Annotated in this window: 19 protein-coding genes and 1 pseudogene; 10 read left to right on the plus strand and 10 right to left on the minus strand. The window is 70.0% G+C overall.

The genetic code is table 11. From position 1 onward, the window contains the following. Positions 1-233 precede the first annotated feature (233 nt). Both ACQP2E_RS11860 and ACQP2E_RS11865 read left to right on the plus strand, forming a co-directional pair. Complete coding sequence (locus tag ACQP2E_RS11860; RefSeq protein WP_433830819.1) at positions 234-5,681, plus strand: carboxyl transferase domain-containing protein; 5,448 nt, start codon at positions 234-236, stop codon at positions 5,679-5,681. Positions 5,682-5,744: 63 nt separating this feature from the next. After that, positions 5,745-7,955, plus strand: a complete 2,211-nt coding sequence (locus ACQP2E_RS11865; RefSeq protein WP_433830821.1) for an ATP-binding protein — start codon at positions 5,745-5,747, stop codon at positions 7,953-7,955. Here ACQP2E_RS11865 and ACQP2E_RS11870 read toward each other — a convergent pair. The 3 genes from ACQP2E_RS11870 to ACQP2E_RS11880 all read right to left on the minus strand — a co-directional run bounded on the left by ACQP2E_RS11870 (position 7,877) and on the right by ACQP2E_RS11880 (position 11,314). Further along, positions 7,877-8,329 carry a response regulator gene (locus tag ACQP2E_RS11870; RefSeq protein ID WP_433830823.1) on the minus strand — a complete coding sequence of 151 codons (453 nt, stop codon included), beginning with the start codon at positions 8,327-8,329 and terminating at the stop codon, positions 7,877-7,879. The genes ACQP2E_RS11865 and ACQP2E_RS11870 overlap by 79 nt on opposite strands. Next, complete coding sequence (locus tag ACQP2E_RS11875) at positions 8,326-9,993, minus strand: PP2C family protein-serine/threonine phosphatase (protein ID WP_433830825.1); 1,668 nt, start codon at positions 9,991-9,993, stop codon at positions 8,326-8,328. The genes ACQP2E_RS11870 and ACQP2E_RS11875 overlap by 4 nt, the downstream gene beginning before the upstream one ends. A gap of 76 nt (positions 9,994-10,069) precedes the next feature. Next, positions 10,070-11,314, minus strand: coding sequence for a glycosyltransferase family 39 protein (locus ACQP2E_RS11880; protein ID WP_433830827.1), 1,245 nt, complete (start codon positions 11,312-11,314; stop codon positions 10,070-10,072). Positions 11,315-11,490: 176 nt separating this feature from the next. Between ACQP2E_RS11880 and ACQP2E_RS11885 the strand changes: the two genes are divergently transcribed. Next, positions 11,491-14,718, plus strand: coding sequence for a S8 family serine peptidase (locus ACQP2E_RS11885; RefSeq protein ID WP_433830829.1), 3,228 nt, complete (start codon positions 11,491-11,493; stop codon positions 14,716-14,718). A 46-nt stretch (positions 14,719-14,764) separates the two neighbouring features. Here the strand turns inward: ACQP2E_RS11885 and ACQP2E_RS11890 are convergent, their stop codons facing one another. After that, positions 14,765-15,289 carry a hypothetical protein gene (locus ACQP2E_RS11890; protein ID WP_433830831.1) on the minus strand — a complete coding sequence of 175 codons (525 nt, stop codon included), beginning with the start codon at positions 15,287-15,289 and terminating at the stop codon, positions 14,765-14,767. A gap of 205 nt (positions 15,290-15,494) precedes the next feature. On the opposite strand from ACQP2E_RS11890, the gene ACQP2E_RS11895 reads away from it, so the two are divergent. Both ACQP2E_RS11895 and ACQP2E_RS11900 read left to right on the plus strand, forming a co-directional pair. Continuing rightward, entirely contained in the window at positions 15,495-16,748 is a 1,254-nt protein-coding gene (locus tag ACQP2E_RS11895) for an exo-beta-N-acetylmuramidase NamZ family protein (protein ID WP_433830833.1), read from the plus strand. A gap of 361 nt (positions 16,749-17,109) precedes the next feature. Then, entirely contained in the window at positions 17,110-17,748 is a 639-nt protein-coding gene (locus ACQP2E_RS11900; protein WP_433830835.1) for a DUF6308 family protein, read from the plus strand. 16 nt (positions 17,749-17,764) lie between these two features. On the opposite strand, the gene thyX is transcribed toward ACQP2E_RS11900, so the two are convergent. After that, positions 17,765-18,484, minus strand: a complete 720-nt coding sequence (thyX, locus tag ACQP2E_RS11905) for an FAD-dependent thymidylate synthase (RefSeq protein ID WP_433830837.1) — start codon at positions 18,482-18,484, stop codon at positions 17,765-17,767. Between the two features lie 95 nt (positions 18,485-18,579). Here thyX and ACQP2E_RS11910 point away from each other — a divergent pair, with 95 nt between their 5' ends. Beyond that, positions 18,580-19,233: a GOLPH3/VPS74 family protein gene (locus tag ACQP2E_RS11910; RefSeq protein WP_433830839.1), complete on the plus strand. Its 654-nt coding sequence runs from the start codon at positions 18,580-18,582 to the stop codon at positions 19,231-19,233. Between the two features lie 16 nt (positions 19,234-19,249). Here the strand turns inward: ACQP2E_RS11910 and ACQP2E_RS11915 are convergent, their stop codons facing one another. From ACQP2E_RS11915 to gabT, 3 genes are all read right to left on the minus strand, one after another. Beyond that, on the minus strand, positions 19,250-20,707 hold the full coding sequence (locus ACQP2E_RS11915; protein WP_433830841.1) for a cellulase family glycosylhydrolase: 1,458 nt from the start codon (positions 20,705-20,707) through the stop codon (positions 19,250-19,252). A gap of 118 nt (positions 20,708-20,825) precedes the next feature. Beyond that, complete coding sequence (locus ACQP2E_RS11920; protein ID WP_433830843.1) at positions 20,826-22,196, minus strand: NAD-dependent succinate-semialdehyde dehydrogenase; 1,371 nt, start codon at positions 22,194-22,196, stop codon at positions 20,826-20,828. After that, positions 22,193-23,452, minus strand: a complete 1,260-nt coding sequence (gene gabT, locus ACQP2E_RS11925; protein ID WP_433833898.1) for a 4-aminobutyrate--2-oxoglutarate transaminase — start codon at positions 23,450-23,452, stop codon at positions 22,193-22,195. The genes ACQP2E_RS11920 and gabT overlap by 4 nt, the downstream gene beginning before the upstream one ends. A 158-nt stretch (positions 23,453-23,610) precedes the next feature. On the opposite strand from gabT, the gene ACQP2E_RS11930 reads away from it, so the two are divergent. Continuing rightward, complete coding sequence (locus ACQP2E_RS11930) at positions 23,611-24,456, plus strand: LysR family transcriptional regulator (RefSeq protein WP_433830845.1); 846 nt, start codon at positions 23,611-23,613, stop codon at positions 24,454-24,456. Here ACQP2E_RS11930 and ACQP2E_RS11935 read toward each other — a convergent pair. Continuing rightward, complete coding sequence (locus ACQP2E_RS11935) at positions 24,449-24,802, minus strand: fibronectin type III-like domain-contianing protein (RefSeq protein ID WP_433830847.1); 354 nt, start codon at positions 24,800-24,802, stop codon at positions 24,449-24,451. The genes ACQP2E_RS11930 and ACQP2E_RS11935 overlap by 8 nt on opposite strands. 162 nt (positions 24,803-24,964) lie before the next feature. Here ACQP2E_RS11935 and ACQP2E_RS11940 point away from each other — a divergent pair, with 162 nt between their 5' ends. The 3 genes and pseudogenes from ACQP2E_RS11940 to ACQP2E_RS11950 all read left to right on the plus strand — a co-directional run bounded on the left by ACQP2E_RS11940 (position 24,965) and on the right by ACQP2E_RS11950 (position 26,202). Further along, on the plus strand, positions 24,965-25,138 hold the full coding sequence (locus ACQP2E_RS11940; protein WP_433830849.1) for a hypothetical protein: 174 nt from the start codon (positions 24,965-24,967) through the stop codon (positions 25,136-25,138). A gap of 74 nt (positions 25,139-25,212) precedes the next feature. Then, positions 25,213-25,437 carry a LacI family DNA-binding transcriptional regulator gene (locus ACQP2E_RS11945; RefSeq protein ID WP_433830851.1) on the plus strand — a complete coding sequence of 75 codons (225 nt, stop codon included), beginning with the start codon at positions 25,213-25,215 and terminating at the stop codon, positions 25,435-25,437. Then, positions 25,413-26,202: pseudogene (locus ACQP2E_RS11950) on the plus strand (LacI family DNA-binding transcriptional regulator). The gene ACQP2E_RS11945 and the pseudogene ACQP2E_RS11950 overlap by 25 nt, the downstream one beginning before the upstream one ends. Here the strand turns inward: ACQP2E_RS11950 and ACQP2E_RS11955 are convergent. Next, the gene (locus tag ACQP2E_RS11955) at positions 26,165-26,899 is read right to left on the minus strand and encodes an SDR family oxidoreductase (RefSeq protein WP_433830853.1); all 735 of its coding nucleotides are present in this window, start codon (positions 26,897-26,899) and stop codon (positions 26,165-26,167) included. The pseudogene ACQP2E_RS11950 and the gene ACQP2E_RS11955 sit on opposite strands and share 38 nt — an antisense overlap. Positions 26,900-26,915 lie beyond the last annotated feature (16 nt).

The following is a 26,915-nucleotide window of genomic DNA, read 5'->3' on the forward strand; positions in this document are numbered from 1 at the left end:
GGGCTGATCGCATGGCCGTCGATGAAACGCCGGAGGACGCATAGAGTCGGAGGGTGGCGACAGTCGTTGAATCTGACGCGGGGGGCGCTTTCAAGGAATGTCCTACTAACGAGTAGGCAAGAAATTCGAGGGCCTTCCGGCGGGCACGGTTTACTACAGTCCGGACCGGTCGTCACCAGCTCGGGTCGAGCAGGCCGCCGGCCGATGCCAGGAAAGAGAAAGGGTTCGATTCGGTGTTCCGTCGTATCGTGATCGTCAACCGTGGTGAGGCGGCCATGCGCCTCATCCACGCGGCCAGAGACCTGTCCGCGGAGACCGGGACTCCGATCGAAACCGTCGCGCTGTTCACCGACGTCGACCGGCACGCCACGTTCGTGCGCGAGGCCGACGTCGCTTACGACCTGGGCCCGGCGGCCGCCCGGCCGTACCTGGACCTGAAGGTTCTGGAGCGGGCACTGGTGGAGACCAAGGCCGACGCCGCCTGGGTCGGCTGGGGCTTCGTCGCCGAGGACCCGGCGTTCGCCGAGCTCTGTGAGCGGGTCGGCGTGACGTTCGTCGGGCCCAGCCCGGACGCGATGCGCAAGCTCGGCGACAAGATCGGCTCGAAGCTGATCGCCGAGGAGGTCGGCGTCCCGGTGGCGCCGTGGAGCCGTGGCGAGGTCGCCACCCTGGAAGCAGCGAAGGAAGCCGCCGAGCAGATCGGTTACCCGCTGATGCTCAAGGCCACCGCCGGTGGCGGCGGGCGCGGCATCCGGGTGGTCCGCAGCGCCGACGAGCTGACCGACGTCTACGAGCGCACCAGCCAGGAAGCGGCCCGTGCCTTCGGCAGCGGCATCGTGTTCCTGGAGCGCCTGGTCACCGGCGCCCGGCACGTCGAGGTCCAGGTCATCGCGGACGGCCAGGGCACCGCGTGGGCGCTCGGCGTCCGGGACTGCTCGGTGCAGCGGCGCAACCAGAAGGTCATCGAGGAGTCGGCGTCGCCGGTCCTCAGCGCTGAGCGGTCCGCCGAGCTGAAGGCCTCCGCCGAGCGGCTCGCCGTCGCGGTCGGTTACCGCGGCGCCGCCACCGTCGAGTTCCTTTACCACCCCGGCGACGACCTGCTCGCCTTTCTGGAAGTCAACACCCGCCTCCAGGTGGAGCACCCGATCACCGAGGCGACCACCGGGTTCGACCTGGTCAAGGCCCAGCTCTGGGTCGCCTCCGGCAACCGTCTGGAGGGTGAGCCGCCGGTCGAGCGCGGCCACGCCATTGAGGCCCGGCTCAACGCCGAGGACCCGGACCGTGACTTCGCGCCGGCACCGGGCCGGATCGCCCGCCTCGACCTGCCCGCCGGCCCCGGAATCCGGGTCGACACCGGCGTGAGCGAGGGCGACACCATCGCCGCCGACTTCGACTCGATGATTGCCAAGATCATTGCGTACGGGCGGGACCGCGACGAGGCTCTCGGGCGGCTGCGCCGGGCGATGACCGAGACCATGGTGGTCATCGAGGGCGGTGCCACCAACAAGAGCTTCGTCCTCGACCTGCTGCACCAGCCCGAGGTGATCGACGCGAGCGCCGACACCGGCTGGATCGACCGGGTACGCGGAGAGGGCCGCCTCGTCTCCAACCGGCACTCCGCCGTCGCGCTGACCGCCGCGGCCATCGAGGTCTACCAGGAGGAGGAGCAGGCCGAGCAGAAACGGCTGCTCTCCACCGCGTTCGGTGGCCGCCCGCAGGTGCAGCACGAGAGCGGACGCCCGCTCGACCTGAAGCTGCGCGGTGTCACGTACCGGGTGCGGGTGGCCCGGGTCGGACCGCAGCGCTTCCGGGTCGGCATCGATTCGGGCGCCGAGGAGCGGGTCGCCGACGTCGAGCTGGACCGCTTCGACCGGCACACCGGCCAGATCCGGGTCAACGGCGTCCGCTACCGGCTGCTCACCGGCACCCACAAGTCCACACACGTGGTCGAGGTCGACGGCGTCACCCACCGGATCAGCCGGGACGAGGGCGGCGTGCTGCGCTCCCCGATGCCGGCGCTTGTCGTCGCCACCCCGCTGGAGGTCGGCGCCGAGGTCGAGGCCGGTGCGCCGGTGCTCGTCCTCGAGGCCATGAAGATGGAGGCGGTGCTCCGCGCCCCGTTCAAGGGCCGGCTCAAGGAACTCGTCGTCTCGGTCGGCAGCAAGGTCGACGCGGGCGCGCCGCTGCTGCGCCTGGAGCCGATCGCGGCCGACGAGGCGGAGGAAGCCGAGGTCGTCGAGGCCGTCGAGCTGGACCTGCCGGCCGAGCCGGGTGAGGGCTCGGCTCGCGAGCGTGCCGTCCGGGGACACCGTGACCTGCGCAGCCTGCTGCTCGGCTTCGACGCCGACCCGCACGACAACCGGCGGGTGCTCGGTGACTATGTCGCGGCGCGTACCGCGGCGGTGTCGAGCGGCGCGCGGCCGCTCGCCGAGGAACTCGACCTGCTGGAGGTCTTCGCCGACCTCGCCGAGCTGAGCCGCAACCGCGCGGCCGGCGACGAGAGCGGCGGCGACAGCCGGGTGCACAGCCCCCGGGAGTACTTCCACACCTACCTGCAGAGCCTCGACGTGGAGCGGGCCGGGCTGCCCGAGACGTTCAAGGCGAAGCTGAGCAAGGCGTTCGGCCACTACGGGGTCACCGAGCTGGATCGGACGCCGGAGCTCGAAGCCGCGGTGTTCCGGATCTTCCTGGCCCAGCAGCGGGCCGCCAGCGACGCGAACGTCGTCGCGACGCTGCTGCGCTCCTGGCTGCGGGAGCCGCCGCCGGACGGCGCGCTGCACGAACCGGCCGGTCTCGCGCTGGAGCGGGTCATCTCGGCGACCCAGGTCCGGTTCCCGGTCCTCGCCGACCTGGCCCGTGGCGTGGTGTTCGCCTGGTTCGGCCAGCCGCTGCTGCGCCGCAACCGTGCCCTGGTCTACGCCGGGATCCGCAAGCACCTGCGTCATCTGGACGCCAACCCGGCCGCGCCGGACCGCGCCGAGCGGATCGCCGAGATGGTCCGCAGCACCGAGCCGCTGATCCGGCTGCTCGGCCAGCGGCTCGGCCGCCCGGCCGACAACTCGGTGATGCTCGAGGTGCTGACCCGCCGCTACTACGGCAACAAGGGCCTCATCGGCGTGCAGACCCGGGAGGTGGCCGGCTGCGCGTTCGTGGTGGCCGAGCGCACCGACCTGCGGGTGGTCTCCTCGGCGGTGCGGTACGAGGAGTTGAGCAACGCCCTGAGCGGGCTGGCCGACCTGGCCCGTGCCGGTGACGTCGTCGCCGACGTCTACCTCGGGTGGGAGAGCCAGCCGTCCTCCGCCGACGAGATGGCGGCCGCTCTGCACGAGGTGGTCGGCGCCGCGACGCTGCCGGAGCAGGTACGCCGGATCACCATCGCGGTGGCCGGACGGCACGGCGCGGTGGCGCATCACCACTTCACGTTCCGGCCCGCCGGTGACGGGATGGCCGAGGAGCGGCTGATCCGTGGCCTGCATCCGTACATCGCGACCCGTCTCCAGCTGGAGCGGCTCTCGAAGTTCGAGCTGACCCGCCTGCCGTCGGTCGACGAGGAGGTTCACCTCTTCCAGGCGGTGGCCCGGGAGAACCAGTCCGACCAGCGTCTCGTCGCGCTCGCCCAGGTACGCGACCTCACCGAGTTCCGCGATCACGAGGGCCGTCTGGTGGCCCTGCCGACCGCCGAGGATGTGGTGGCCAGCTGCCTCGACTCGATCCGGCGGGTGCAGTCGCAGCGTCCGGCGAAGTCGGCGTTCAAGGGCAACCGGATCGTCATCCACGTCTGGCCGGCGATCGAGCTGACCGTGGCCGAGCTCAACATGATCGCCCAGCGGCTGGCGCCGAGGGCGGCGGGCGCCGGCCTTTCGGAGATCCTGTTCATCGGGCGGCAGCGTGACGCCGGCGCGCTCAGCAAGATCGCCCTGCGGATCGCGTTCGGGCCGACCGGCCGCCCCGAGTTCTCGGTGGGCGCGCCACCGGTCGAGCCGGTCGAGCCGCTCGACGACTACCAGCAGAAGGTGCAGCGGGCCGCGGCACGCAACACGGTCTACCCGTACGAACTGACCGGGATGCTCGGCGAGTTCGTCGAGCACGACCTGGACGCGGAGAACGTGCTGGTCCCGGTGGACCGGCCGAAGGGCCGCAACTCCGCGGCGATCGTCGCCGGTGTCGTCACGACCCGGACCATCCGGCACCCGGAGGGTGTCACCCGGGTCCTGCTGCTCGGCGACCCGACCAAGGCGCTCGGCGCGCTCTCCGAGCCGGAGTGCCGCCGGATCATCGCGGCTCTCGACCTGGCCGCCGCCAAGAACGTCCCGCTGGAGTGGTACGCCCTCTCCGCCGGCGCCCGGATCTCGATGGAGTCCGGCACCGAGAACATGGACTGGGTGGCCGCCGCGCTCAAGCGGATCGTCGAGTTCACCCAGGACGGCGGTGAGATCAACATCGTGGTGGCCGGTATCAACGTCGGCGCCCAGCCGTACTGGAACGCCGAGGCCACGATGCTGATGCACACCAAGGGCATCCTGGTGATGACGCCGGACTCGGCGATGGTGCTGACCGGCAAGCAGTCGCTGGACTTCTCCGGTGGCGTCTCCGCCGAGGACAACTTCGGCATCGGCGGGTACGACCGGGTGATGGGCCCGAACGGTCAGGCGCAGTACTGGGCGCCGGACCTGGTGGCGGCCACCGCGGTGCTGATGTCGCACTACGACCACACCTACGTCGCTCCGGGCGAGAGCGGGCCCCGGCGGGTGTCCACCACCGACCCGATCGGCCGGGACATCCGCGACTTCCCGCACACGGTGGCCGGCAGCGACTTCACCACGGTCGGCGAGATCTTCTCGGCCGTGTCGAACCCGGACCGCAAGAAGCCCTTCGACATCCGTACGGTCATGCGTGCCGTCTCCGACCAGGACCACCCGGTCCTGGAGCGCTGGGCCGGCATGGCCGACGCGGAGACGGCAGTGGTGCAGGACGTGCACCTCGGCGGCATCCCGGTCTGCCTGCTCGGCATCGAGTCGCAGTCGGTGACCCGGCGGGGCTTCCCGCCCACCGACGGCCCGGACACCTACACGGCGGGCACGCTGTTCCCCCGCTCGTCGAAGAAGGCGGCGCGGGCGATCAACGCGGCGTCCGGCAACCGGCCGCTCGTCGTGCTGGCGAACCTCTCCGGCTTCGACGGCTCGCCGGAGTCGATGCGCAAGCTCCAGCTGGAGTACGGCGCGGAGATCGGCCGGGGCATCGTCAACTTCCGGGGCCCGATCGTCTTCTGCGTGATCTCCCGGTACCACGGCGGCGCGTTCGTGGTCTTCTCGAAGGCGCTGAACGAGAACATGACCGTGCTCGCGGTGAACGGCTCGTTCGCCTCGGTGCTCGGTGGCGCCCCGGCCGCGGCCGTGGTGTTCGCCGGGGATGTGAACGCGCGTACGGCGGCTGACGCCCGGGTGCGTGACCTGGAGACGCGGGCTGCTCAGGCGACCGGCACGGAGCGCAGCGCGCTGCTGGCCGAGCTGGACGGTCTGCGGTCGTCGGTGCGTTCGGAGAAGCTGAACGAGGTGGCCGCCGAGTTCGACCGGGTGCACAGCATCCAGCGCGCGGTCGAGGTCGGCTCGGTGGACGCGGTGATCGAGGCGGCCGAGCTGCGGCCGCGGATCATCGAGGCGATCGAGTCCGGTCTGCGGTGACTCTCGCGGGGGCACCGGCCGTTACCGGCCGGTGCCCTCACCGCGAAAGCTAAGGTCAGGCAGATGAACCAATGGCTGCCCGATCGGGTCGTCGCGGCCGAACGCGAGGTCGACGACACCTTCGACGTCTCCGCGTGTGTGCGGGAGCCGATCCACAAGCTGGGTGGCGTCCAGTCGTACGGCGCCCTGGTCGGCGTGCGGGACGGCAAGGTCGTGGTGGCCAGCGAGAACGCCGGGACCGTGCTGGGTGCGCCCGAGCCTCGCGGCGCGGTGACCCGGTTGCTCACCGACTGGCAGATGGCGACGCTTGCCGCGCTCGCGGACGCCGACACCGGGCAGACCGCGACGATGCCGGTCGAGCTGGGCGGCGTGGGCGGCGGCCGCCGTTTCGACGTGACGGTGCACCGTGCCGACGGGCTGCTGGTGCTGGAGTTCGAGCCGGCCAGCCCGGCGGGGGAGTTCGCTTCGGCGTACGCGCCGGTCCGGCAGGCCCTGGTCCGGCTGCAGCGGGCCGGCACCGTCGCCGAGGCCTGCCAGAAGGCGGTCCGGGAGATCCGGGCGATCACCGGGTACGACCGGGTGGTGGCGTACCGGTTCGAGTCGGCGGACGGCCCGGGCGAGGTGATCGCCGAGGAGGTGTCGGCGGGCTGGGAGCCGTGGCTGGGGCTGTGGTTCCCGGCGACCGACATCCCGCCGCAGGCGCGCCGGCTGTACGAGCACAACTGGATCCGGGTGATCGCCGACGTCGAGGACGAGACCGCGAGGCTGGTGCCGGAGGTGCTGCCGGACACCGGTGAGCCGCTCGACCTGTCGATGTCGGTTCTGCGTACCGTCTCGGATTTTCATCTGGAGTACCTGCGCAACATCGAGGTGACCTCGTCGATGTCGGTGTCGCTGCTCTCCGGCGGCCGGCTGTGGGGTCTGATCGCCTGCCACGGGCGCGTCCGCAAGGAGCTGAGCCCGCCGGTCCGGTCGGCCTGCGAGTTCTTCGGGGTGGCGCTGTCGTTGCAGCTCGCGTCGTTGCGCGAGCACGACGTGACGTCGGCCCGGGAACGGTCCCGTCAGGTGATCGCCGAGCTGCTCGCTGGCGAGCCGTTGCGGCCGGCCGGGCTGAAGGACCTGATGGATTGCGACGCCGTGCTGGTGCGTTCCGGCGGGGATCTGACGGTGTACGGCGACGGGCTGGGGCCGCAGGCGGCGGCCGCCCTGCTGGCGGCGCTGCCGGACACGACCGCCGGGGAGATCTGGAGCAGCGAGTGCCTGGCCGACGACCTGCCCGGCATGACCGGGAACGGGCCGGCCGGCGCGCTCGCGCTGCGCTCCGGCGCCGAGGGTGACGTGGTGGTCTGGGTACGCGGAGAGCGCACCGTCGCCCGCCGCTGGGCAACCGACCCGAGCCGGCCGATCACGGTGGGCCCGCACGGCCGCCGCCTGACCCCGCGCGGCTCGACCGCGGTGTTCCTGGCGTCGGTACGCGGCCACAGCATGCCCTGGTCGACGACCGATCTCGTGATGGCGGCCGAGCTGGGCCGGGCGATGATGGCCTCGGTCCTGGCGAACGCGCGCCGGCTGTCGGCGCTGAACACCGAGCTGTCCCGCAGCAACGTCGACCTGGACTCGTTCGCGCACGCGGCGGCCCACGACCTGAAGGAGCCGTTGCGCGGCATCGCCAACACGGCGACCTTCATCGTCGAGGACGCCGAGGGCATGGACGAGGTGACAACCCGCCGCCTGGAGTCCATCCAGCGGCTGGCCGAGCGGATGGACGAGCTGCTCAACGCGTTGCTTTACTACTCACGGCTGGGCCGCACCGAGGTGCAGAGCGAAACGGTCGGGCTGCGCGACGCCGCACTGCGCGCCTTGGAGGTGGCCGGGCCGAGGCTGCGCGAGGTCGACGTCGAGGTGATCCTGCCGGACCCGGCCGTCACCGTGCACGCCGACCCGATGATGTTCGACCAGGTGCTGATCAACCTGCTGGTCAACGCGGCGAAGTACGCCCAGCAGGAACCGCCGCGCCGGGTCGAGATCGGCGTCGACGACGGGTTCTTCGTCCGGGACAACGGCATCGGCATGCCCGCCCACCTGCGCGAACAGGCGTTCCAGCTGTTCCGCCGGCTGCATCCGCCGACCGGGCCGCAGGACGGCTCGGGCGCCGGCCTGGCGATCGTGCGCCGGATCGTGGAGCGGCACGGCGGTCAGGTCTGGGCCGAGGACTCCCCGGGCGGCGGCACGACGGTGCGAGCGACGTTCCCGGAACGGCGCGACCCCCAGTAATCCAGGGTCCGGCTCAGCACGCTCTGGAACAGCGCGAAGTTGAGCGGCTTGTAGATGTAGCTGTCGGCGCCGGCCGCGTAACAGGCGTCCGCCTCGGCCTGCTCCTCCGACGAGGTGAACACCACGAGGGTGAGCCCGGCCAGGTGCGGCAGCGCCCGGACGTGCCGGACCACGTCGAGTCCGCTCTCCCCGGGCATGTTGAGGTCGAGCAGGACCATGCCGGGCAGGTCCGCACCGGGTTCGGTGAGCCGGGGAAGCACCTCGCTGCCGGAGCGGAAGAACTCCATGCGTACCCCGGGATGTGACCTGCCGATCGCTCGGGCGATCGCCTCGGCGTCCTCCGGTGAGTCCTCCACCACGAACAGATCGGTCACGGCAGCTCCACCCGGATGGCCAGCACGGCGATGTCGTCGGCGCGCGCGTCGCCGAAAGCGGCCGCCGCCCTGCTCAGCTCGTTGACGAGGGTCTCCACGGGCGCGTCGCGGAGCTTGTCGAGGGTCTCGGTGAGGGCGTTGTCCTCGAACATCCGGCCCTGCGGGTCCCGGCTCTCGGTCAGCCCGTCCGTGAAGATCACCAGGGTGTCGCCGGGCGTCAGGCGTACCCGGGACCTGCCGAATCGCGGCTCCGGCAGGATGCCGAGCGGCACGCCACCGCCCCGGCCGCGTCGTGGCGGGGCGTCGCGCCGCAGCAGGATCGGGGCCGGATGCCCGGCGGACAGCCACTGCACGTCGAAGTTCCCCGACCCTCCGGAGCCGCGAACACCGGATGAACCGGCCGGGCGCAGCATGGCGACGCCGGCCGTGACGAACCGCCAGGAGCCGTCGAGCCGCAGCCGGGCGTTGAGGCGGCTCATCGCCCGCGACGCCGGAAGCCGTTCGTCGACCAGGGCAGCCAGGGTGTGCCGGGCCATCCCGGTCAGCGCCGCCGCGTCCACCCCACGGCCGCAGACGTCACCGATCAGCGCGGCCACCGTGCCGTCGTCGCGGACCACCACGTCGTAGAAGTCGCCGCCGACCTCCAGATGCTGGTCGCCGACGGCGTAGGACGCGGCGATCGACAGGCCCTCGACGGACGGCAGGCGGGACGGCAGCAGGTGGCGCTGCAGGGTCATGATCTCGTCGCGCCGCTGCTCGTACAGTGTGCTGTTGTCGATCGCGAGAGCGGCCCGGTCCGCGATGTCGCGCAGGAACGCGACAGGCGGGATCCGGTCCGGCTCCCTGTCGAACAGGAAGATCAGCACACCGATCACCCGGCCACGGGCACGCAGCACCTGCGGGTTCATCACCCGGGCGTCGAAGTCCGGGCTGCCGGAGGCGGCCTCCAGCGCGAGGGCCGAGAGCCGGTCCACCGTGGCCGGGTCGGCAAGCATCGCGGACAGCCGCCGCATGTCGACGTGCACCGAGCTGCGCAGCACCGGTTTGCCGCCGTCGTAGACGTACACGAGGCAGCCCTCGGCGATCGCCGGGACCGCCATCCGGGGGATCCGGTTCATCGTCTGTGTGGTGTCGAGGACCGCGTCCATCTGCAGCGACGCCTCGGCGAGCAGCGCGTCCCGGATGTGCTGCTGCTGTTTCAGCCGCCCAGCGGCGAGCCGGCGCAGCGCCTCCCGGGTCACGTCGACGACCTGCGCGAGCCGTCCGGCGAGCAGTGTGGTGTCCGCGGTGTCGTCGATGAGCAGCATGAACGTCCCGGACGGCTCACCGCCGGCATCGAGGTGCGCCTTCAGCACCCGGGTCACGCCGAGCGCGCGCAGATCCGCGTCCGCCGCGATCTCGGTGCCGCACGATGCGCCGAGGCGCCTCGCGACCTCGCGCCACTCACCCTCAAGATCAATCCCGGCCCAGCGGTACGCGACAACGGCCCCGTCGGGTCCGTGCCGAAGCCCCCAGACACCGGTGACCCCGGGCTGGTCGAGCAGCGGTGGGAGCACGAGTCCGGCCAGCTCGTCCCGGACGCCGATCATGGCTACCGAGGTCCACATGGCGTGCAGCGTGCGCGCCCAGTCCTCGCCGTCGCCGGAGCTGTTGCCGGACGCCACCACCCCGCGGTCCCCTCCTGCTCGACGTCGTCGCTGCGTCGAGTATCCATCACCCCACCAGGTCTCTGGTCAGCTCTCAGATCGCCTGGCCGCTGATGAACGGGAGCCATCCGGCGTACCAGCCGGAGAGGATCCCGAGCGTCACCAGCAGGATCCCGGCATTGCGGTTCGACATCCTGGACATCGCCAGAGCCGGCACCAGCAGCACCGTGAAAGCGGGCAGCAGGTGCCGGCTCATCATCGAGATGTGCGCGTGCGAGCCGACCGCGAGCACGAACGTGGCCACCGCGTAGACCGAGAGCACCCAGGGCGCCTTGTTCGCGATCAGCATGACCATCAGCAGGATGAACCCGAACAGCACCAGCACGTTCAGCACCCGGATCGGCTTGGTGGCGTCCTCGCTGTTGCCGAGCATCACGTCCCAGACCAGCTTGGTGGTCGACTCGCCGTAATCCCACCAGGCGCCGAACGTGTTGCTGTGCACCTCGAAGTACTTGCTGATGCCGCCGACCTTGCTCCCGGCGTAACCCACGTAGGCGAGCAGACCGGCCGGGGCGATCAGCATCGCCGCGTACGGCCGCCAGCCGTCCTTGCGCTGGATCGCGGCGATGAGGGCGGCCAGACCGACCACGCCGATCAATGCGGCCGCGGTCGGGCGGCTCAGGCCGCTCAGCCCGGCGAGCAGTCCGGCGAGCAGCCAGCGCTGTTTGAGCACGGCATAGAGCGCCCAGGCGGAGAGCGCGGTGAACAGCGACTCGCTGAACCCGCCGTTCTGAGTGAGTGCGGCGGGCGCGACCGCCCAGGCGGCGACCAGCATGATCCCGACCCGATGGTCGTGGACGTGCCGGCCGATCAGATAGAGGCCCCACGCCGCGGCCACGGCCGAGATCGCCGAGACGATCAGGCAGGCCGTCATCGGTGAGATGAACGGCAGGGCCGCGAACGGCCGGGCCAGCCACGGGTACAGCGGGAAGAACATCAGGCGGTTCAGGTACGGCACGCCGTTCTCGTCCACCGCGCCGACCGGGCCTTCGACACCCTGGCCGGCGATCAGCATGTACCACCGGGCGTCCCAGGAGAACAGCGCGTCCATCGACGAGGTGTAACCACGCCACTGGTTGGTCGAGCCGTCCGGGTACACCTGCTTGGCGGGGTCCTGGGCGTACGCGTACCGGGCCAGGATCGCCATGAACTCCAGGCTGAGCAGACGCAGGAAGATGTAGACGCCGATGGCCGGGATCGCGTCCCGGACCGCCGTCCGCCAGCCCTTCGCCGCGGGCTCGGCGCCGACATCGGCCGGAGTCACGTTCGTAATGGTCATGAGCCCTTCCCCGCGTTCCTGCTCCCGCCGGGAGACTAGACGATTTCGCCCGTATGGGAAGGCCCGACGCGGAAGACGTCGACGGTCATGTATTGCATGCATCTGCGATCGTCGATCGCGAACCGGGACCGTCCCGGCACGGGAGGCATCGCATGCATCGAAGACTGCCCGCATTGATGACCAGTTCTCTCCTGGCTTTGGGGCTGTTGTCAGCCCCAGCGGCAGCAGCCGAAAAACCGTTACAGCTGGAAAAATCAGGGCAGAAGGCCGTCGCCCTGATCACCGGTGACCGCGTCACCGTGAACGGCAAGATCGCCTCGGTCCACCCCGGCCCGGGCCGCGAGAAGATCACCTTCGCGAGCTACCTCGACGCCGGGCACCGCTACGTCATCCCGTCCGACGCACAGGGCCTGCTGAAGGCCGGCCGCCTGGACAAGCGGCTCTTCGACGTCACCGGGCTGGCGGCGCTCAAGAGTGGCGGCGAACTGCCCCTGCTCGTCACGTACCCCGACGCCGGCGCGTCGCGAGCCCGTTCCGCGCTGACCGCTGGGGACGCGCGGGTCACTCGCGATCTGTCGGCGCTGGACACCCTCGCGGTCCGGGCGGATGTCGAAGGCCGCGCGAGCATCTGGTCGTCGATCACCGCCGGCCCGGAGACCGCCCGCACCCTGCGTGCCGGCGTCTCGAAGGTCTGGCTGGACGGGCGTCGTCAGGTCAGCCTGGATCGCAGCGTGGCGCAGATCGGCGCGCCGGCCGCGTACCAGGCAGGGTTCGACGGCACCGGCGTGACAGTGGCGGTGCTGGACACCGGCATCGACGCGACCCACCCGGACCTGTCCGGCCAGATCGCCGCGTCGGAGAACTTCACCACCGAGCCGAGCACCGACGACATCGTCGGCCACGGCACCCACGTCGCCTCGACGATCGCCGGCACCGGTGCCGCGTCCGGTGGCAAGTACAAGGGTGTTGCTCCGGGCGCGAAGCTCGCGATCGGCAAGGTCTGCGAGACGTTCGGGTGTGAGGAGTCGGCGATCCTGGCCGGCATGATCTGGGCGGCCGACCGGGCGCCCGTGGTCAACCTCAGCCTCGGTGGCGGCGACACCCCGGAGGTCGACCCTCTGGAGCAGGCCGTTGAGGATCTGACCGCGCAGAAGAACACGCTCTTCGTGATCGCGGCCGGTAACGCGTACGACCGGGGGACCATCGGTTCGCCGTCGTCCGCCGACGCGGCCCTGTCGGTCGGCGCCGTCGACCGTGAGGACCAGGTCGCCGACTTCTCCAGCAAGGGCCCGCGTACCGGTGACGGCGCGCTCAAGCCGGACATCACCGCGCCGGGCGTGGACATCGTCGCGGCGAAGGCCGTCAACGGCGAGATCGGCGACCCGGCCGAGGACGGTTACGTCGCCCTCTCCGGCACGTCGATGGCGACGCCGCACGTCGCCGGCGCTGCCGCGCTGCTGGTCCAGCAGCACCCGGACTGGTCGTCGTCGCTGCGCAAGAACACGCTGATCGCCTCGGCCAAGCCGACCGCGGACACCAACGCCTACGACCAGGGCGCCGGGCGGGTCGACGTGGCCCGCCAGATCACCCAGACGGTCACTGTCGACGAGGGCAGCCTCAGCTTCGGTGTACAGGCGTGGCCGCACGACGACGATCAGCCGATCACGCGTACCGCTACCTACCGTAACGTCGGCACCGCGCCGGTCACCCTCGCGCTGACCGTCTCGGGCGCGCCGTTCACGGTTGCCGCGAGCAGCCTGACGGTTCCGGCCGGTGGCACCGCGTCGACCACGGTCACCGCCACCACCAGCGCAACCCTTCCGGAGGGCGAGCTGGGCGGTTACCTCACGGCCGTCGCCGCTTCCGGGGTACGCGTGAGCACCGCCCTCGGTGTCGTCAACGAGGTGGAGAGTTACGACGTCACGGTGAACGTCACCGGTCGTGACGGCCAGCCGAACGAGGACTCCCTCACGGTGCTGGTCGGCCTGGACAACTTCGCCTCGATCGACGTCTTCGGCTCGGGCACGGTCCGCGTCCCGAAGGGCCGGTACGGCACCTTCTCCTGGGTCCCCCAGGGCGAGGAGTCGACCTCGATGCTGACCGAGACCGAGCTGGTCGTGGACAAGGCCAAGACTCTCACGGTCGACGCCCGCAAGGCGAAGCCGATCAAGGTGACTCCGCCGCAGAAGAACGCCGCCACGGTGCTGGCCGCCCTGAACGCCGAGTGGTCCACCGACGACGGCGGCGGTTACGGCGCCAGCCTGCTGGGTGACACCTTCAGCTCGCTCTTCGCTGCTCCGCTGTCGAAGGTGTCCAAGCCGTTCTTCGTCGCCTCGGTCAACGCGTCGTTCGCAGCGCTGGATGCCGAGGGAACCGTCCGCAACAGCCCGTACACCACCGACCTCGCGTACTTCAACGAAGGCCGGATGTTCAACGGGCTGACCAAGGAACCCAAGCTCCGTGACCTGGCGGCCATCAAGGCGTCGTACGGCGTCGAGGCCACCGGCGTCGACGGTGTGAAGGGCAACTCGGCACGGTACTCGGAGAACAGCGGCGGCTGGACCACGTTCATCCCGTTCAGCCTGCCGTTCCAGCGCACCGAGTACGTGAACCCGGGCGTCGACTGGTCGGGCGAGTTCCACCAGCAGCTGCCGGTGAACGAGGAGGGCTGGTCCGACTGGCTCGACGAGGCGATCAGCGCTCCCCAGAAGTACAAGGCCGGTCGCACGTACCAGCAGCAGTGGAACCGGGCCGTGGTCGGCCCGAACGTCACCCAGCCGCCGTACGCGCCGTACTGGGTGACGCGTACCAGTGACGTGATCATCGCCAACGTGCCGTTGCACGGTGACGGTGCCGGGCACCCCGGTTTCGCGTACACGTCGGAGTTCACGTCGAAGCTGTACCGGGGCTCGACCCTGGTCGGCGAGGGCACCGAGTTCGAGGTGCCGCCGGGCCGGGCCACGTACCGTCTGGAGCAAGCGGCCAAGCGCGGCGCGCCGCACACCCTCTCCACCGAGGTGAGCGGCGTGTGGACCTTCAAGTCCGGGCACGTGGACGGCGAGCTTTACGAGAACTTCGAGCGGCTCCCGCTGCACACGGTCCGCTTCGCACCCGCCGTCAACGCGAAGAACGCGGCGCCGGCCGGCAAGAAGTTCGAGATCCCGGTCATCGTCGAGCACCAGCCGGGCGTCAAGGTCGGCAAGGTCAAGTCGGTGCAGGCCGAGGTTTCCTACAACGACGGCAAGACCTGGCAGAAGGCCGGGTTGCGCGGGTCCGGCGACAAGCGCCTCGCGACCGTCCAGCACCCCAAGGGCAAGGGCTTCGTCTCGCTGCGGGTCTCCGCATCGGACACGGCCGGCAACACGGTCACCCAGACCGTGATCCGCGCCTACGGCCTGAGCTGATCCCCGGCAAGGGCCGGGCCCTCGCGGCCCGGCCCTTGCCGCCGGTCTATCGGTCGGTGCGATCGTCCGGCAGGAACTTGTCGAGCAAGCCGCGCCAGGTGGTGTCCTTGTTCATGTCGGCGCACTTCCACCACATGCGTTCGTCGTCAGCGCAGTCAGCCTGTTTGTCCTCGGGCGTGCTGTCCTCGCCGTCGGCTTCGCTCGGCGGATTCACCGGGCGTCCGATGACCGGCACGTCGGGAACCGGCCATGACTCGTCGGCGACGATTTCCTCCGCGTTCGGGAGCTCGCCGGTCTTGGTCCAATTGGTGAACCAATCCTGAAGTTGGTCGCCGGAGCCCTTGGTAACTTTCACCGGCCCCGGCTGCGTCGGTTCCTGAGCCGGGGTCTCCGGTGGACAGTAGGAACCTCCAGGATAGGCGGAACACAGTTCGATTTTCGCCGGCGTACAGAACTCGGAACTCGGATTCTCCGTGCAGAAGTCCGGGCTCGGAGCTGCGGTCGCCGGTGTCGCCGAGAAGGTGACGGCCAGCCCGGCAGTGACCGCTGCGACGGACAGAATCCGTTTCATTTCTCCTCCAGCTGTGTCCAGAAATGGCGATTCCAAACATCGGTTGGGCTCAGCGTAGGGCCGGCCGATCGATCGGGTGGCGCATCAGGAAAGCCAAGAAAAGTCAGTCCTTCGGCGGCGGGAATCGGGGGAGGAAACGACCCGCTACGGGACTTCGGGCCGGTATTAGTTCGGTACCCGTACCCGGAGAACAGGCGGAAGAAGAATGCGTCGCCGGACCCTCATCGCTGCTGCCGGCGTAGCCGGCGCCGCTCTGGCAAATGCTCAGCCGGCTGGTGCCGCGCCCAGGAACGGGCGGGCCGCGGTACGGACCGGTTTGGATCAGCTGGCGGCGGAGGACTGGGCGCGATTGCGCGGCGAGACCGTCGGAGTGGTCTCCAACCTGACGGCTGTCGACCGCGAATACCGGCACCTCGTGGACCGGATGCACGCGGCCGGTGTGCGAATCGGCGGGATCTTCGGGCCGGAGCACGGGTTCCGAGGGTCGACGCGCGTCGGTGGGGATTCCGGGATGGATGCCCGGACCGGGCTGAAGGTGTACGACGCCTACCGGGTCACCCATGATCAATGGGCCGCTCTGTTCACCGAGGCCGGTGTCCGGACCGTGGTCTTCGACATCCAGGATGTGGGCGCCCGGTTCTACACCTACATCTGGACGTTGTACGACTCGATGGTCGCGGCGGCCCGGCTCGGCCTGCGCTACGTCGTGCTGGACCGTCCGAATCCGATCGGCGGCCGGGCGTTCGGGCCGATGCTGAAACCTGGCTTCACGTCCGGCGTCGGACTGAAAGAGATCGTCCAGCAGCACGGCATGACGGTGGGGGAGCTGGCCCGGTTCTACAACGGCGAGTTTCTGACCACGCCGGCCCGCCTCGAAGTGGTGGCCTGCGAAGGCTGGCACGGCGGCCTGTTCGCCGCGGACACCGACGTGCCCTGGGTGATGCCCAGCCCGAACATGCCGACGCCGGACACGGCGGCTGTCTATCCAGGAACGTGCCTGTTCGAAGGGGTCGCGTCGATCTCCGAGGGCCGCGGCACCACCCGTCCGTTCGAGATCTCCGGCAGCCCGTCGCTGGATTACCGCTGGCGGGACAAGGTGGCGGCACACGCGTTGCCCGGCGTGGCGCTGCGCGAGGCCTACTTCGTGCCGGTCACCAGCAAGTTCACCGAACAGCTCTGCGGCGGCATCGAGCTGAAGGTGACAGACGCGTCCGCTTTCGACCCCATCCGAACCGCCGTGGCGATGCTGGTGGAGGCCCGCAAGCTGCCCGGTTTCGCCTGGCGTGACGACAACCCGGGCCGCCCACCCTTCGCCGACCTGCTGTTCGGCTCCGACGTCGCCCGCACCATGATCGACGCAGCCGCCTCGGTGACCGACATCGTGGCCTCGTGGCAGGACGACCTGGCCGCTTTCACCAAGCGAAGGCAGCCCTATCTCCTCTATCCCCGACCCCGATAGTGGCGGTGGCGGTGGCGGTGGCGGCGGTGGCGGTGGCGTGGCATCGGCTGGTCGTGGTGGTCGGCGGGGAGCACTCGCAATGACGCGGTTCACGTGGACGAAGGCACATGTAAGGCGTGGTCCGCGTGGATGAGGTCGCACGTAACGGCGACGTGCGACCTCATCCACGCCAGGGTCGAGACGCGAGCACACGCATGCGTTCGGTGGTCCCTGATCACCGCTGCCAGCCCCGCTGCGTGTGCCCCCGTCCTCGCCTCGCCGCCCGCCTGGCTCCACGACCCGACCCCGTCGCGCCGCAGCAGGTTCCCACGCCCGGGGCGATCTTATTGATCAAGCCGCGGGCGATGGGCACTATGTGATCATGACGTTCACCCTGCCTGAGGCCCTCCGCAACCCTGACGACGAAGCTGCGCTCAGGCTGCTGCGTCGTTACTACGGCGACCCGGTCACCGGCGCCGGCGCGGCCATTGGCGCAGCCTTCGATGACTGGGACAGCACGGGTACGCGATTGGCGGATGCGGACCGGTTCGTCGCCGACGACCTGGTGGCGGTCAGTCTGTTGTCGGTCCGCGTGCCCGGCGCGGCAGCGGTCGTGCTGTTACGTGACCGTGCGGACGAATTCGCGGAGCTTCTCGGTGCGATCGGCCCGGACCGTGATCTGGTGGACGAGGCCGAACCACTCACCGACGACAAGTGGCCCGGCTGGCGTCTCCAAGCGGCTCTGCGCACGATCGACGGCATTGACACCACCATCGCGACGAAGTTGATCGCACGGAAACGGCCACGCTTGCGGCCGATCTGGGACCGCGTGGTCGCCGAGGTGACCGGTGCTCGTAAACACCAGTGGGAACCGTTGCGCGCGAAGCTTCAAGAAGACGATCGATCTCTGCAACGTCGATTGATTGGCCTGCATGCGAAGGCCGGCCTGCCCGAGCAGGTGTCACCGCTTCGGATCTTTGATGTCATCGCGTGGCGGGAGGGTAAGGACCGCGGCCTGTGAGCGGGCGCTCGCCGGGTCAGGGGGCGACGCGGCCGTGCTTCTCGAAGGCGGCGTGGGTCAGCGGCATCAGGGCTGCCCACTCGGCTTCCATGCGTTCGGCGACCATTTCGATCTCGCGCTGGGGGAAGGACGGGACCTTCGCGTTCTCCCGCTTCGTGCGCAGGGACAGGAAGTGCATCAGCGAGCGGGCGTTGCACGTCGCGTACATCGAGGAGAAGAGGCCGACCGGGAGGACCGCGCGGGCCACCTCGCGGGCGATGCCGGCGGCAAGCATGTCCTGGTAGGCGTCGTAGGACTGCCGATACGCGGACTCCATCGCCTGCACGGCACCGGCATGCTGCTCGGCTGTGCCGTCGCTGAACTCGTACTTGCCGGGGCGTCCGTGTTGCACGAGCGCCCGGTCCGGCGCCGGGGTGTAGAAGACCGGCTCCAGCTCGCGGTACCGGCCGCTCTCCTCGTTGTACGACCAGCCGGCCCGGTGCCGGTGGAACTCGCGGAAAACGAAGATCGGAGCCTGGACCAGGAAGGTCATCGAGTTGTGCTCGAACGGCGTGCCGTGCCGGTCACGCATCAGGTAGTTGATCAGGCCGGTCGACTTCTCCGGGTCCCGGTCGAGTTCCTCGATCGAGGCCTCGCCGGCCGTCGAGACCCGGGCCGCGAAGAGCACGTCGGCGTCACCGGCCGCGCTGCGGACCAGGGTGACCGTCACGTCGGAACGGAATACGGGAGGCGTCACGATCCGTGATGCTGCCACATCGCGGGGTCTTAACCTGGTGGACACCCTGCGCCGATACCGTTCAACCCTCGCTGTCGACCCAAGGGCTGAACGCCATGACATCGCCACAGCAGCTACCGCCCGCCGACGACCTCTACCTGGCCGCGCACGACGGCATCGGTGGCCGGATGCTGGTCTCGGGGCACGTGCTCGGGATCGGTCTCGGCGCCGCGCTTCTCGGTGAGCTGATGTTCTGGCGCCGCATCCAGCTCACCAGCGAAAGCTCTCTGCAGGTGATCGACGCGCAGCCCACCACCGACGCGGCGACCGCGGCGGTCCTGCGCAGGCTCGTGGAGTCACCCGGGCCGCACGGCCTCCGGCAGTGGATCATGCACCTCTCCACCGGGCTCGCCACCGGCCTGATCGAGCACCGGTTGACGGCCGCGGGGGTGCTGCGCCGGGAGACCAAACGGCGGCTGCTCAGCACGAACACGTCACTGGTCTTCGCGGACCCGCTCAGCCCCGGGCAGCCGGCCATCCGGATCCGTACCCGGCTCTCCTACAACGAGTCGCTGGAGATACCCGACCTGATGCTGGCCGGGCTCTTCCTCGCGACCGGCCTGGACCAGCTCGTCTTCGACACGCTGAACCCGCGGGACCGGGCCCGGCTGTCCGACCAGTTCCGCCGCAACCTGCCGCAGCCACTGCACCACCTGGTGTCCTGGACCCGCACGGTCGCGGCGGAAAGCGCCACGGTCGGCATCAGCTGAAAGCCCCGCCGGGACGTCAGCTGACCGCCACGTCGTCGAACCACACGGTTCCGGTGTTGTCTCCGGACTTCAGGTGCAGCTGCACGGCGGCCGCGTTCGCCGGCGCCACCGTGTCCACCACCAGCTTCGTCCAGCTGGTGTTGCCGGCCGGCAGGCGGTTCGAGGTGGTCTGGCTCAGCCACTTGCCCTCGGCGTCGAACCAGCTCAGCGCGATCTCGGTGGTACCGGTCGCGTTCACACCCCGGGCGTACGCCTCGGCCCGCCATTTGTAACCGGCCTGCACCGGCGTGATCGGCGAGGTGACCAGCGACGGCAGGCCGGCCGCCGTACGCGTGGTGTCGGAGAACCGCGCCGAGTACTTCCCGTTGCGCGGCATGTCGGTGGTGATCTCGGCAGTGCCGGCCTGCGGGAGGTTGTCGCGCCACGGCGAGTTGGCGACCGAGGACTCGAAGCCCAGGTTCAGGAAACTGTTCGGGGTGGTCCCGGTCGTCCAGGCGGTACGGACCACGTCAGCGGCGAGCTTCGCGGTGCCGTCAGCCCGGTAAAGGCCGAACTTGTACTGGGCCGGGATCGTCGACACGTTGGAGTGACTCGGGATCGCGGTGTCCGAGAAGTCGTTGAGCGTCCACGGAGCGACCGAGCCGACCCCGGCCTCCTTGGCGGCGCGGAAGACCCGGGCGAAGTACGCGGCCTGTTCACCTTCGGCGCCGCCGACGCTGCTGACACCGGTCTCACCGATCACCACGGGTGCGGGGGAGACGGCGGCCTTCGCTTTGCGGATCTCGGAGAGGGACCGCTCCGAGTTCCCGTAGAAGTGGAAGTCGTAGTAGTCGAGCGGCGTCGAGGTCAGCGACGACTTGATCTTCGCCATGCCGGCGGCGCCGGTGCTGCCGTCGACCGAGAGGGTCAGCGGCATGGCGGGCGCGGCGGCCCGGATCGCCGGGATGACCTTGCGGACCCAGGTGACCGCGGCCGCGTCGGAGGGCTGGAACTCGTTCTTCAGCTCGACGGCGATGACCTGCGGGTCGTTCGCGTACGGCGCGAGGACCGTCTTCGCCCAGCTGATGCTGTTCGCGACGTCGCCGTAACCGGCCCACCAGTCGAACAGGGTCATCTTCACGGTGAGGCCGTGCGAGGCGGCGATGCTGAGGAACTTGCGCAGCCGCTCGGTGTAGGCCGACGACGGCTTCGGGTACCCGAACGTCTCCGGGAAGACGATGACGCGGACGTTGTCGGCGCCGAGCGCGGCGGCCTTCGCCAGGTCCTTGTCGATTTTGGTCGCGTCGAAGTTGGTCCACATCGCCGACCAGCCCGCGTCCGACGGGTAGTAGTTGATGCTTTTCGCCGACTGCACCGAGGCCATCCGGCCGGCGAGGGTGGGCGCGGCGGCCTGCGCGGGCGACGCGGCGAACACACTGCCGAGCATAAGCGTCGTCGAAACCAGAATGGTGGCGCCAAGCCGTGCGCGGGTCATCAGGAGATCGAGGCCTTCCGTCGAGTCCAAATCATTCGGTCGGACTCTTATCGGCGACCCGCGCACGGTTAACAGATTCCAGTTGATGGCATTGCGGTTGCAGTCGGGTAGTCCCGGCTCAAGAGGGCCAATCCACGCTCAGGTACCGCGTCTCCTGGAATTCGCGCAGCCCGTCACGCGCGCCTTCACGACCGAGCCCGCTCTGCTTCATCCCGCCGAACGGCGCCGACGGGTCGGAGACCAGCCCGCGGTTGATGCCGATCATGCCCGCCTCGATCGACTCACCGAGACGGATGGCGCGGGCCAGGTCGCCGGCGAAGACGTAGGCGGCCAGCCCGTACTCGGTCGCGTTCACCTGCTCGATCAGCGCGTCCTCGTCGGTCCAGGTGGTGATCGGCGCGACCGGGCCGAAGATCTCCTCCGGCAGGTTCGGCGCGTCCACCAGGACGGTCGGCGGATAGAAGTGCCCGGCGGCCTCCGGGACGTGGGCGCGGTGCGTGATCCGGGCGCCGGCTTCGATCAGCTTCTCGACCGTACGGGTAACCCGGCGCACCGCGTTCTCGCTGATCAGTGGGCCGATGGCGGAGCCGTCCGCGGCTGCGCCGACCGTCAGCTTCTCCACTGCCGTACCGAACTTCGCGAGAAATTCGTCGGCGACGGCGGCGTGCACGAAGAACCGGTTCGCCGCGGTGCAGGCCTGCCCGCCGTTGCGGAACTTGGCGATCATCGCGCCGGCCACGGCGGCGTCCAGGTCGGCGTCCTCGGTGACGATGAACGGCGCGTTCCCGCCGAGCTCCATCGAGGAGTTGACCACCCGGTCGGCGGCCTGGCGCAGCAGCACCCGGCCGATCCCGGTGCTGCCGGTGAAGGAGATCTTGCGGACTCGCTGGTCGGCGAGCCACGCGCCGACCACGCCGGGCGCGTCGGTGGTGGTGACCACGGTGACCACGCCGTCCGGCAGGCCGGCCTCGGTGAGCAGCCGGTTGATCGCGAGCGCGGTCAGCGGGGTCTCGGCGGCCGGCTTCACCACGGCGGTGCAACCGGCGGCGAGCGCCGGGCCGATCTTGCGGGTGATCATCGCGGCCGGGAAGTTCCACGGCGTGACCAGTGCGGCCACACCCACCGGGCCGTGGCTCACCAGGGTGCGTGAGCCACCGGCGGGGGCTTCGCCGTAGTCGCCGCCGGGGCGTACCGCCTCCTCGGCGAACCAGCGGAAGAACTCGGCCGCGTAGGTGACCTCGCCGGCCGCGTCGACCAGGGACTTGCCGTTCTCCCGGCTGATCAGCTGGGCGAGCTCGTCGCGGTCGCGCAGCATCAGCTCGAACGTGTGGTGCAGGATCTCCGAACGGCGCCGGGGAGCGGTCCGCGACCAGCCGCGGAACGCGCCGGCGGCGGCGTCGACCGCCTGCCGTGCCTCGTCGAGTCCCTGGTCGGGCAGGTCGGCGATGGTTTCCAGGGTGGCCGGGTCGATGACCGGGAACGTGCTCATCGGTGCGCCTCCAGGGCCTCGGCCAGAACGTCGAACGCGTCGTTCAGCAGGTCGTCGCTGATCGTGAGCGGGGGCAGGAACCGCAGCACGTTGCCGTAGGTCCCGCAGGTCAGCACGATCACGCCGTGCTGGTGTGCGAAACGGGCGACGTCGCGGGCCAGGCGAGGATCGGGCTCGTTGCCGCCGGGGCGTACCAGCTCGACAGCGATCATGGCGCCGCGTCCGCGTACATCTCCCAATCGGACGTCTTGGGCCGCCAAGCGCGACAGGCGCTCCTTGATCAGGTTTTCGATCTTCGCCGCCCGGGCGACCAGGCCTTCTTCCTCGATCGTCTCGATCGCGGCCAGAGCCGCGGCGCAGGCGATCGGGTTGCCGCCGTAGGTGCCACCCAGGCCACCCTCGTGCGCGGCGTTCATGATCTCGGCGCGGCCGGTGACGGCGGAGAGCGGAAGGCCGCCGGCGATGCCCTTCGCGGTCACGATCAGATCGGGTACGACGTTCTCGTGCTCACTGGCGAACAGATCACCGGTGCGGGCGAAGCCGGTCTGCACCTCGTCGGCGACGAAGACGACACCGCTGGCCCGGCACCACGCGGCGAGCGCCGGAAGGAAGCCCGGCGCCGGCTCGATGAAGCCGCCCTCACCCTGAATCGGCTCGATCACCAGGGCGGCCAGGTTGTCCGCGCCGATCTGCTTCTCGATCTGGTCGATGGCCCGCGCGGCGGCTGCGGCACCATCGAGGTGACCGTCCCGGTAGGGGTAGGAACCGGGCGCCCGGTAGACCTCCGGCGCGAACGGCCCGAACGTGTGCTTGTACGGCTTGTTCTTCGCCGTCATCGCCAGCGTCAGGTTGGTCCGCCCGTGGTACGCGTGATCAAAAACGACCACCGCGTCCCGCCGCGTGTAGGCGCGTGCGATCTTCACGGCATTCTCGACGGCCTCGGCGCCGGAGTTGAACAGCGCGGTCCGCTTCTCGTGGTCACCGGGGGTGAGCGCGTTCAGCTTCTCCGCGACAGCGACATATCCGTCGTACGGAGTGACCATGAAGCAGGTGTGCGTGAACGCCGCGACCTGCTCGGTGACCGCCGCGACGACCCGCGGGGCGCTGGCGCCGACGCTGGTCACGGCGATGCCGGAGCCCAGGTCGATCAGCTGGTTGCCGTCGACGTCAACGAGGATGCCGTCGCCGGCCCGCGCCGCGAAGACCGGCATCGTGGTGCCGACGCCGTCGGCGACCGCCGAGGTCTTGCGTTCCATGAGGGCGCGGGAGCGCGGTCCCGGCAGTTCGGTGACGAGAAGGCGTTTGTTCACAAACGAAGTCTCGGGGTTTTGACCTATGCTCGTCCAACACCCGTTGAGCTGCATCAAGATGCCTCGGAGGCATAGATTTGGAGCTGCGCCACCTACGCTATTTCGTGGCGATCGCCGAGGCCGGCACGGTGAGCGGCGCGGCCGGTCGGCTGCACGTCACCCAGCCGTCCCTCTCCCGGCAACTGCGCCAGCTCGAACGCGAACTCGGCGTCGACCTGTTCGATCTGGTCGGGCGGCGGCTCTCGCTGTCAGCGGCCGGGCGGACGCTGTTGCCGCTGGCCCGGGACGTGCTCGGCCGGGCTGACGCGCTGCGGGTGGCCGCCGCCTTCCACGCGCAGGGCCGGCTCGCCCGGCTCACCATCGGGGCGCCGGCGGTCACGCTTACCGACGTGGTGGCTCCGTTCATCGCCGGGCTGGCGGCCGACGATCCGAACATCGACGTACTCGGCGCGGATGGTCTCTCTCCGGCGGAAACGCTCCGGCTCGGAGCGGACCTTGCCATCGGAACGGCGCATGCGACTGATCCGTTCCGGTCTTTGGCATTGGCGGTGTTGCCGGTGTGGGCCTATGTCCCGCCATCACATCGCTGGGCCGGCCGGGGGTCGGTGGCGCTGGCTGATCTGCTGGGGGAGCCGCTGATCGTGCTGCCGCCGAGCACCACCGCCCGGCAGGCGTTGCAGAGCGCCATGCCGGATTTTTCAAACTTCATCGAGGCGGCCAACGGGACCGTGGCCCAAGCCCTCGCGGCGGCCGGCCGGGGGATCGCCATCGCTTCGGACGACCCCCGGTTCGGTCTGGTTCCGCTCGCCGTCGATCTTGGAGATCGCCGGCTCAGCATCCGCCTCGTGGCGGTCTGGGACGCACGGCACGCGGCGGCCGGCACCATCGAGCAGTTCGCCGGCCGCCTCGGCCTCTTCGTGCGTCGCCGTTACGACGCGCCCGCTAGTTGATGCGGATCGTCTCTCTCTCCGGCAGCGACCGGGACGACGAGCCGACCGACACCGTGTACTTACCGGCCGCCGTGCGCCACGCGTCCCTCCCGCTGTCCCAGTAGGACAGCGGGTGATCCGCTGACTTCTCCCGGATCTTTACGGTGACCGTCTTGGAAGCACCAGGTGCCAGCTTCGACTGACTGAATCCGACCAGTCGCTTGCCCGGCTCGCCGGTCGACGACGGGAGGGGCAGATAGACCTGGCTGGTTTCGGTGCCGGTGCGGTCGCCGGTGTTGCTGCTGCAGGCGTCCTCGGCGCTGATCCCGGACGAGTCCGGCGTGTTCGACGCGGTGGCGCCGATCACCGCGATCGTGGTGCTCTCCCCGGTCCTGCCGCGTCGATCTGTCCGCTGGTGATCGTGTGTCCTGCTTGATCCGCTCCGGGGTGCAGTAGATCGGCCGGTTCAGCTCCTGGTCCAGGCCGGCCTTGATCGACGGCCCGGTGGAGCACCGCGAAGAAGTCGGACATGACGGCCTACGCCCTGGCGATCTGTTTCGGTCTGCTCGCTTCCGAGCAGCGGGCACACGCCGGTGCCCGGCTGGCCCAGCTCGGCGCCGGCCGCGCCCGGTTACCGGTCGCTGCTCATCCGGGGCCGGCCGAGGACCCGGTGCGGCCGTTGCCGCCGCGCCAACGGTTCTGAATGTCTCCCCGTACGCTTTGATCGGATCTTGAATTTTGGAGAGGACGGCGGTGGCCCGCGCTACGATCCGGGACGTGGCCGGCGTTTCCGACGGCATGGTCAGCAACACGCTGAACCGGCCGCACCTGGTCAACGCCGAGACCCGGGAACGGGTCCGGCAGGCCGTGGAAGCCGTCGGGTACGTGCCGACGCGGCGGCCCGCGCCCTGCGGGTCGGCCGCAGCCGCACCATCGGGCTGGTCGTCCTGGACTTCTGCAACCCGTTCTTCGCCGAGGTGGCGGCCGGTGCCGAGCAGGTAGCCACCGATGCCGGTGCCGACGTGGCGCTGTTCAACACCGGCATCGGCCGGCATGCCCGGGAGAGCCGGCTGCTGCACCGCCTTGCCGAACGCCGGCTCGACGGGCTGATCATCACGCCCAACGACGTCGACGATCCGCTGCTCGCGGTCATCGAGGAGCGGGGTACGCCGGTGGTCGTTCTCGCCCGCGAGGTGCCGAGCCGCCGCCGCAGCGCGGTACGCAGCGACGACGTGCTCGGCGGCGAGCTGGCGGCACGGCACCTGCTCGAAAACGGTCACCAGCATCTCGCGTACGCCGGGTGGCGGCACGACGAGCGGTACATCGGTGCCGTCCATGCCACCGGCGCGGCCGGTGCCCGGCTCACCAGGATCGGCACCGCGAGTGACGGCTTCGCCGCCGGGCTCGCCGCCGGTGAGCGCCTCACCGCGCTGCCGGCCGAGAACCGGCCCAGCGCGGTGTTCTGCGCGAACGACCTGATCGCCACCGGTCTCGTGCAGTCGGTGACGCACCGGGGCCTGCGGATCCCGGCGGATCTCGCGGTGGTCGGTCGACGACACCGACCTGGCCAGCGCGGCCTGCGCCGTCGGGCTGACAAGCGTGCACCAGCCGGCCGCCGAGATCGGCCGGGCCGCTGTCCGCCTGGTCCTGGACGAGATGAACAACCCGGTGCGGGTGGCTCAGGACGTCGTTTTCGCCCCGGAGCTGGTGGTCCGGGAGTCGACCGGACCTATTTTGTCAGCCAGTCGCGGTACGACGTCCGGGTGATCACGGCACCTTCCTTGGCGATCAGGACGTCGCCCTTCATGGCGGCGAACATGCCGGCGCCCGGATCGGTGACCACCGTGCGGTTGTCGCCGTGGGCGGCCAGCGTGATCCGGCCCAGGTCGTCAAGGCCGAACGTCTCCGGCCCGGCGATGTCGCGGATCCCGTTCAGCGGTGCGCCGGTGGCGACGTCGGCCACCGCCTGGGCAACGTCCGCTGCGGCGATCGGCTGGATCGGGGTGGCCGGCAGACGGACCGTGTTCTCGTCGGCGGTCCAGGACAGCACCGCATCCATGAACTCGAAGAACTGGGTGGCGCGGACGATCGAGTACGGCACCGGGCCCGCTTCGAGGAGCTCCTCCTGGAGGACCTTGGCGCGGTAGTAGTCGAGGTCCGGCACCTGGTCGACGCCGACAATCGACAGGATGACCGCGTGGCCCACCTGCGCCGTGCCCGCCTCACTGAGCAGGTTCTCCATGGTCGTACGGAAGAAGGCGGGGGAGGCGTCGTCGAAGGTCGGCGAGTTGGTCAGGTTGACCACGACGTCGGCGCCGGCGAGTGCTTCCGGCAGGCCCGCGCCGGTGAGCAGGTTCAGTCCGGTCGAGGTGGAGTGTGGGACGGCCTGGTGGCCCTGCGCCTGGAGGATCGTGACGACCTGGGAGCCGATGAGGCCGGTGCCACCGATGACTGAGATCTTCATGCAAGCTAGGACAGGG

Source organism: Actinoplanes sp. CA-015351 (assembly GCF_050955685.1).
Lineage (GTDB): Bacteria > Actinomycetota > Actinomycetes > Mycobacteriales > Micromonosporaceae > Actinoplanes.

Coding starts and splice junctions, on each gene's coding strand:
- ACQP2E_RS11895 (WP_433830833.1), top strand. CDS start 15,495: ATGCGTCGCCGGACCCTCATCGCTGCTGCCGGCGTAGCCGGCGCCGCT.
- ACQP2E_RS11865 (WP_433830821.1), top strand. CDS start 5,745: ATGAACCAATGGCTGCCCGATCGGGTCGTCGCGGCCGAACGCGAGGTC.
- ACQP2E_RS11885 (WP_433830829.1), top strand. CDS start 11,491: ATGACCAGTTCTCTCCTGGCTTTGGGGCTGTTGTCAGCCCCAGCGGCA.
- ACQP2E_RS11890 (WP_433830831.1), bottom strand. CDS start 15,289: ATGAAACGGATTCTGTCCGTCGCAGCGGTCACTGCCGGGCTGGCCGTC.
- ACQP2E_RS11915 (WP_433830841.1), bottom strand. CDS start 20,707: ATGACCCGCGCACGGCTTGGCGCCACCATTCTGGTTTCGACGACGCTT.
- ACQP2E_RS11920 (WP_433830843.1), bottom strand. CDS start 22,196: ATGAGCACGTTCCCGGTCATCGACCCGGCCACCCTGGAAACCATCGCC.
- ACQP2E_RS11955 (WP_433830853.1), bottom strand. CDS start 26,899: ATGAAGATCTCAGTCATCGGTGGCACCGGCCTCATCGGCTCCCAGGTC.
- gabT (WP_433833898.1), bottom strand. CDS start 23,452: ATGGAACGCAAGACCTCGGCGGTCGCCGACGGCGTCGGCACCACGATG.
- ACQP2E_RS11940 (WP_433830849.1), top strand. CDS start 24,965: ATGACGGCCTACGCCCTGGCGATCTGTTTCGGTCTGCTCGCTTCCGAG.
- ACQP2E_RS11900 (WP_433830835.1), top strand. CDS start 17,110: ATGACGTTCACCCTGCCTGAGGCCCTCCGCAACCCTGACGACGAAGCT.
- ACQP2E_RS11910 (WP_433830839.1), top strand. CDS start 18,580: ATGACATCGCCACAGCAGCTACCGCCCGCCGACGACCTCTACCTGGCC.
- ACQP2E_RS11880 (WP_433830827.1), bottom strand. CDS start 11,314: ATGACCATTACGAACGTGACTCCGGCCGATGTCGGCGCCGAGCCCGCG.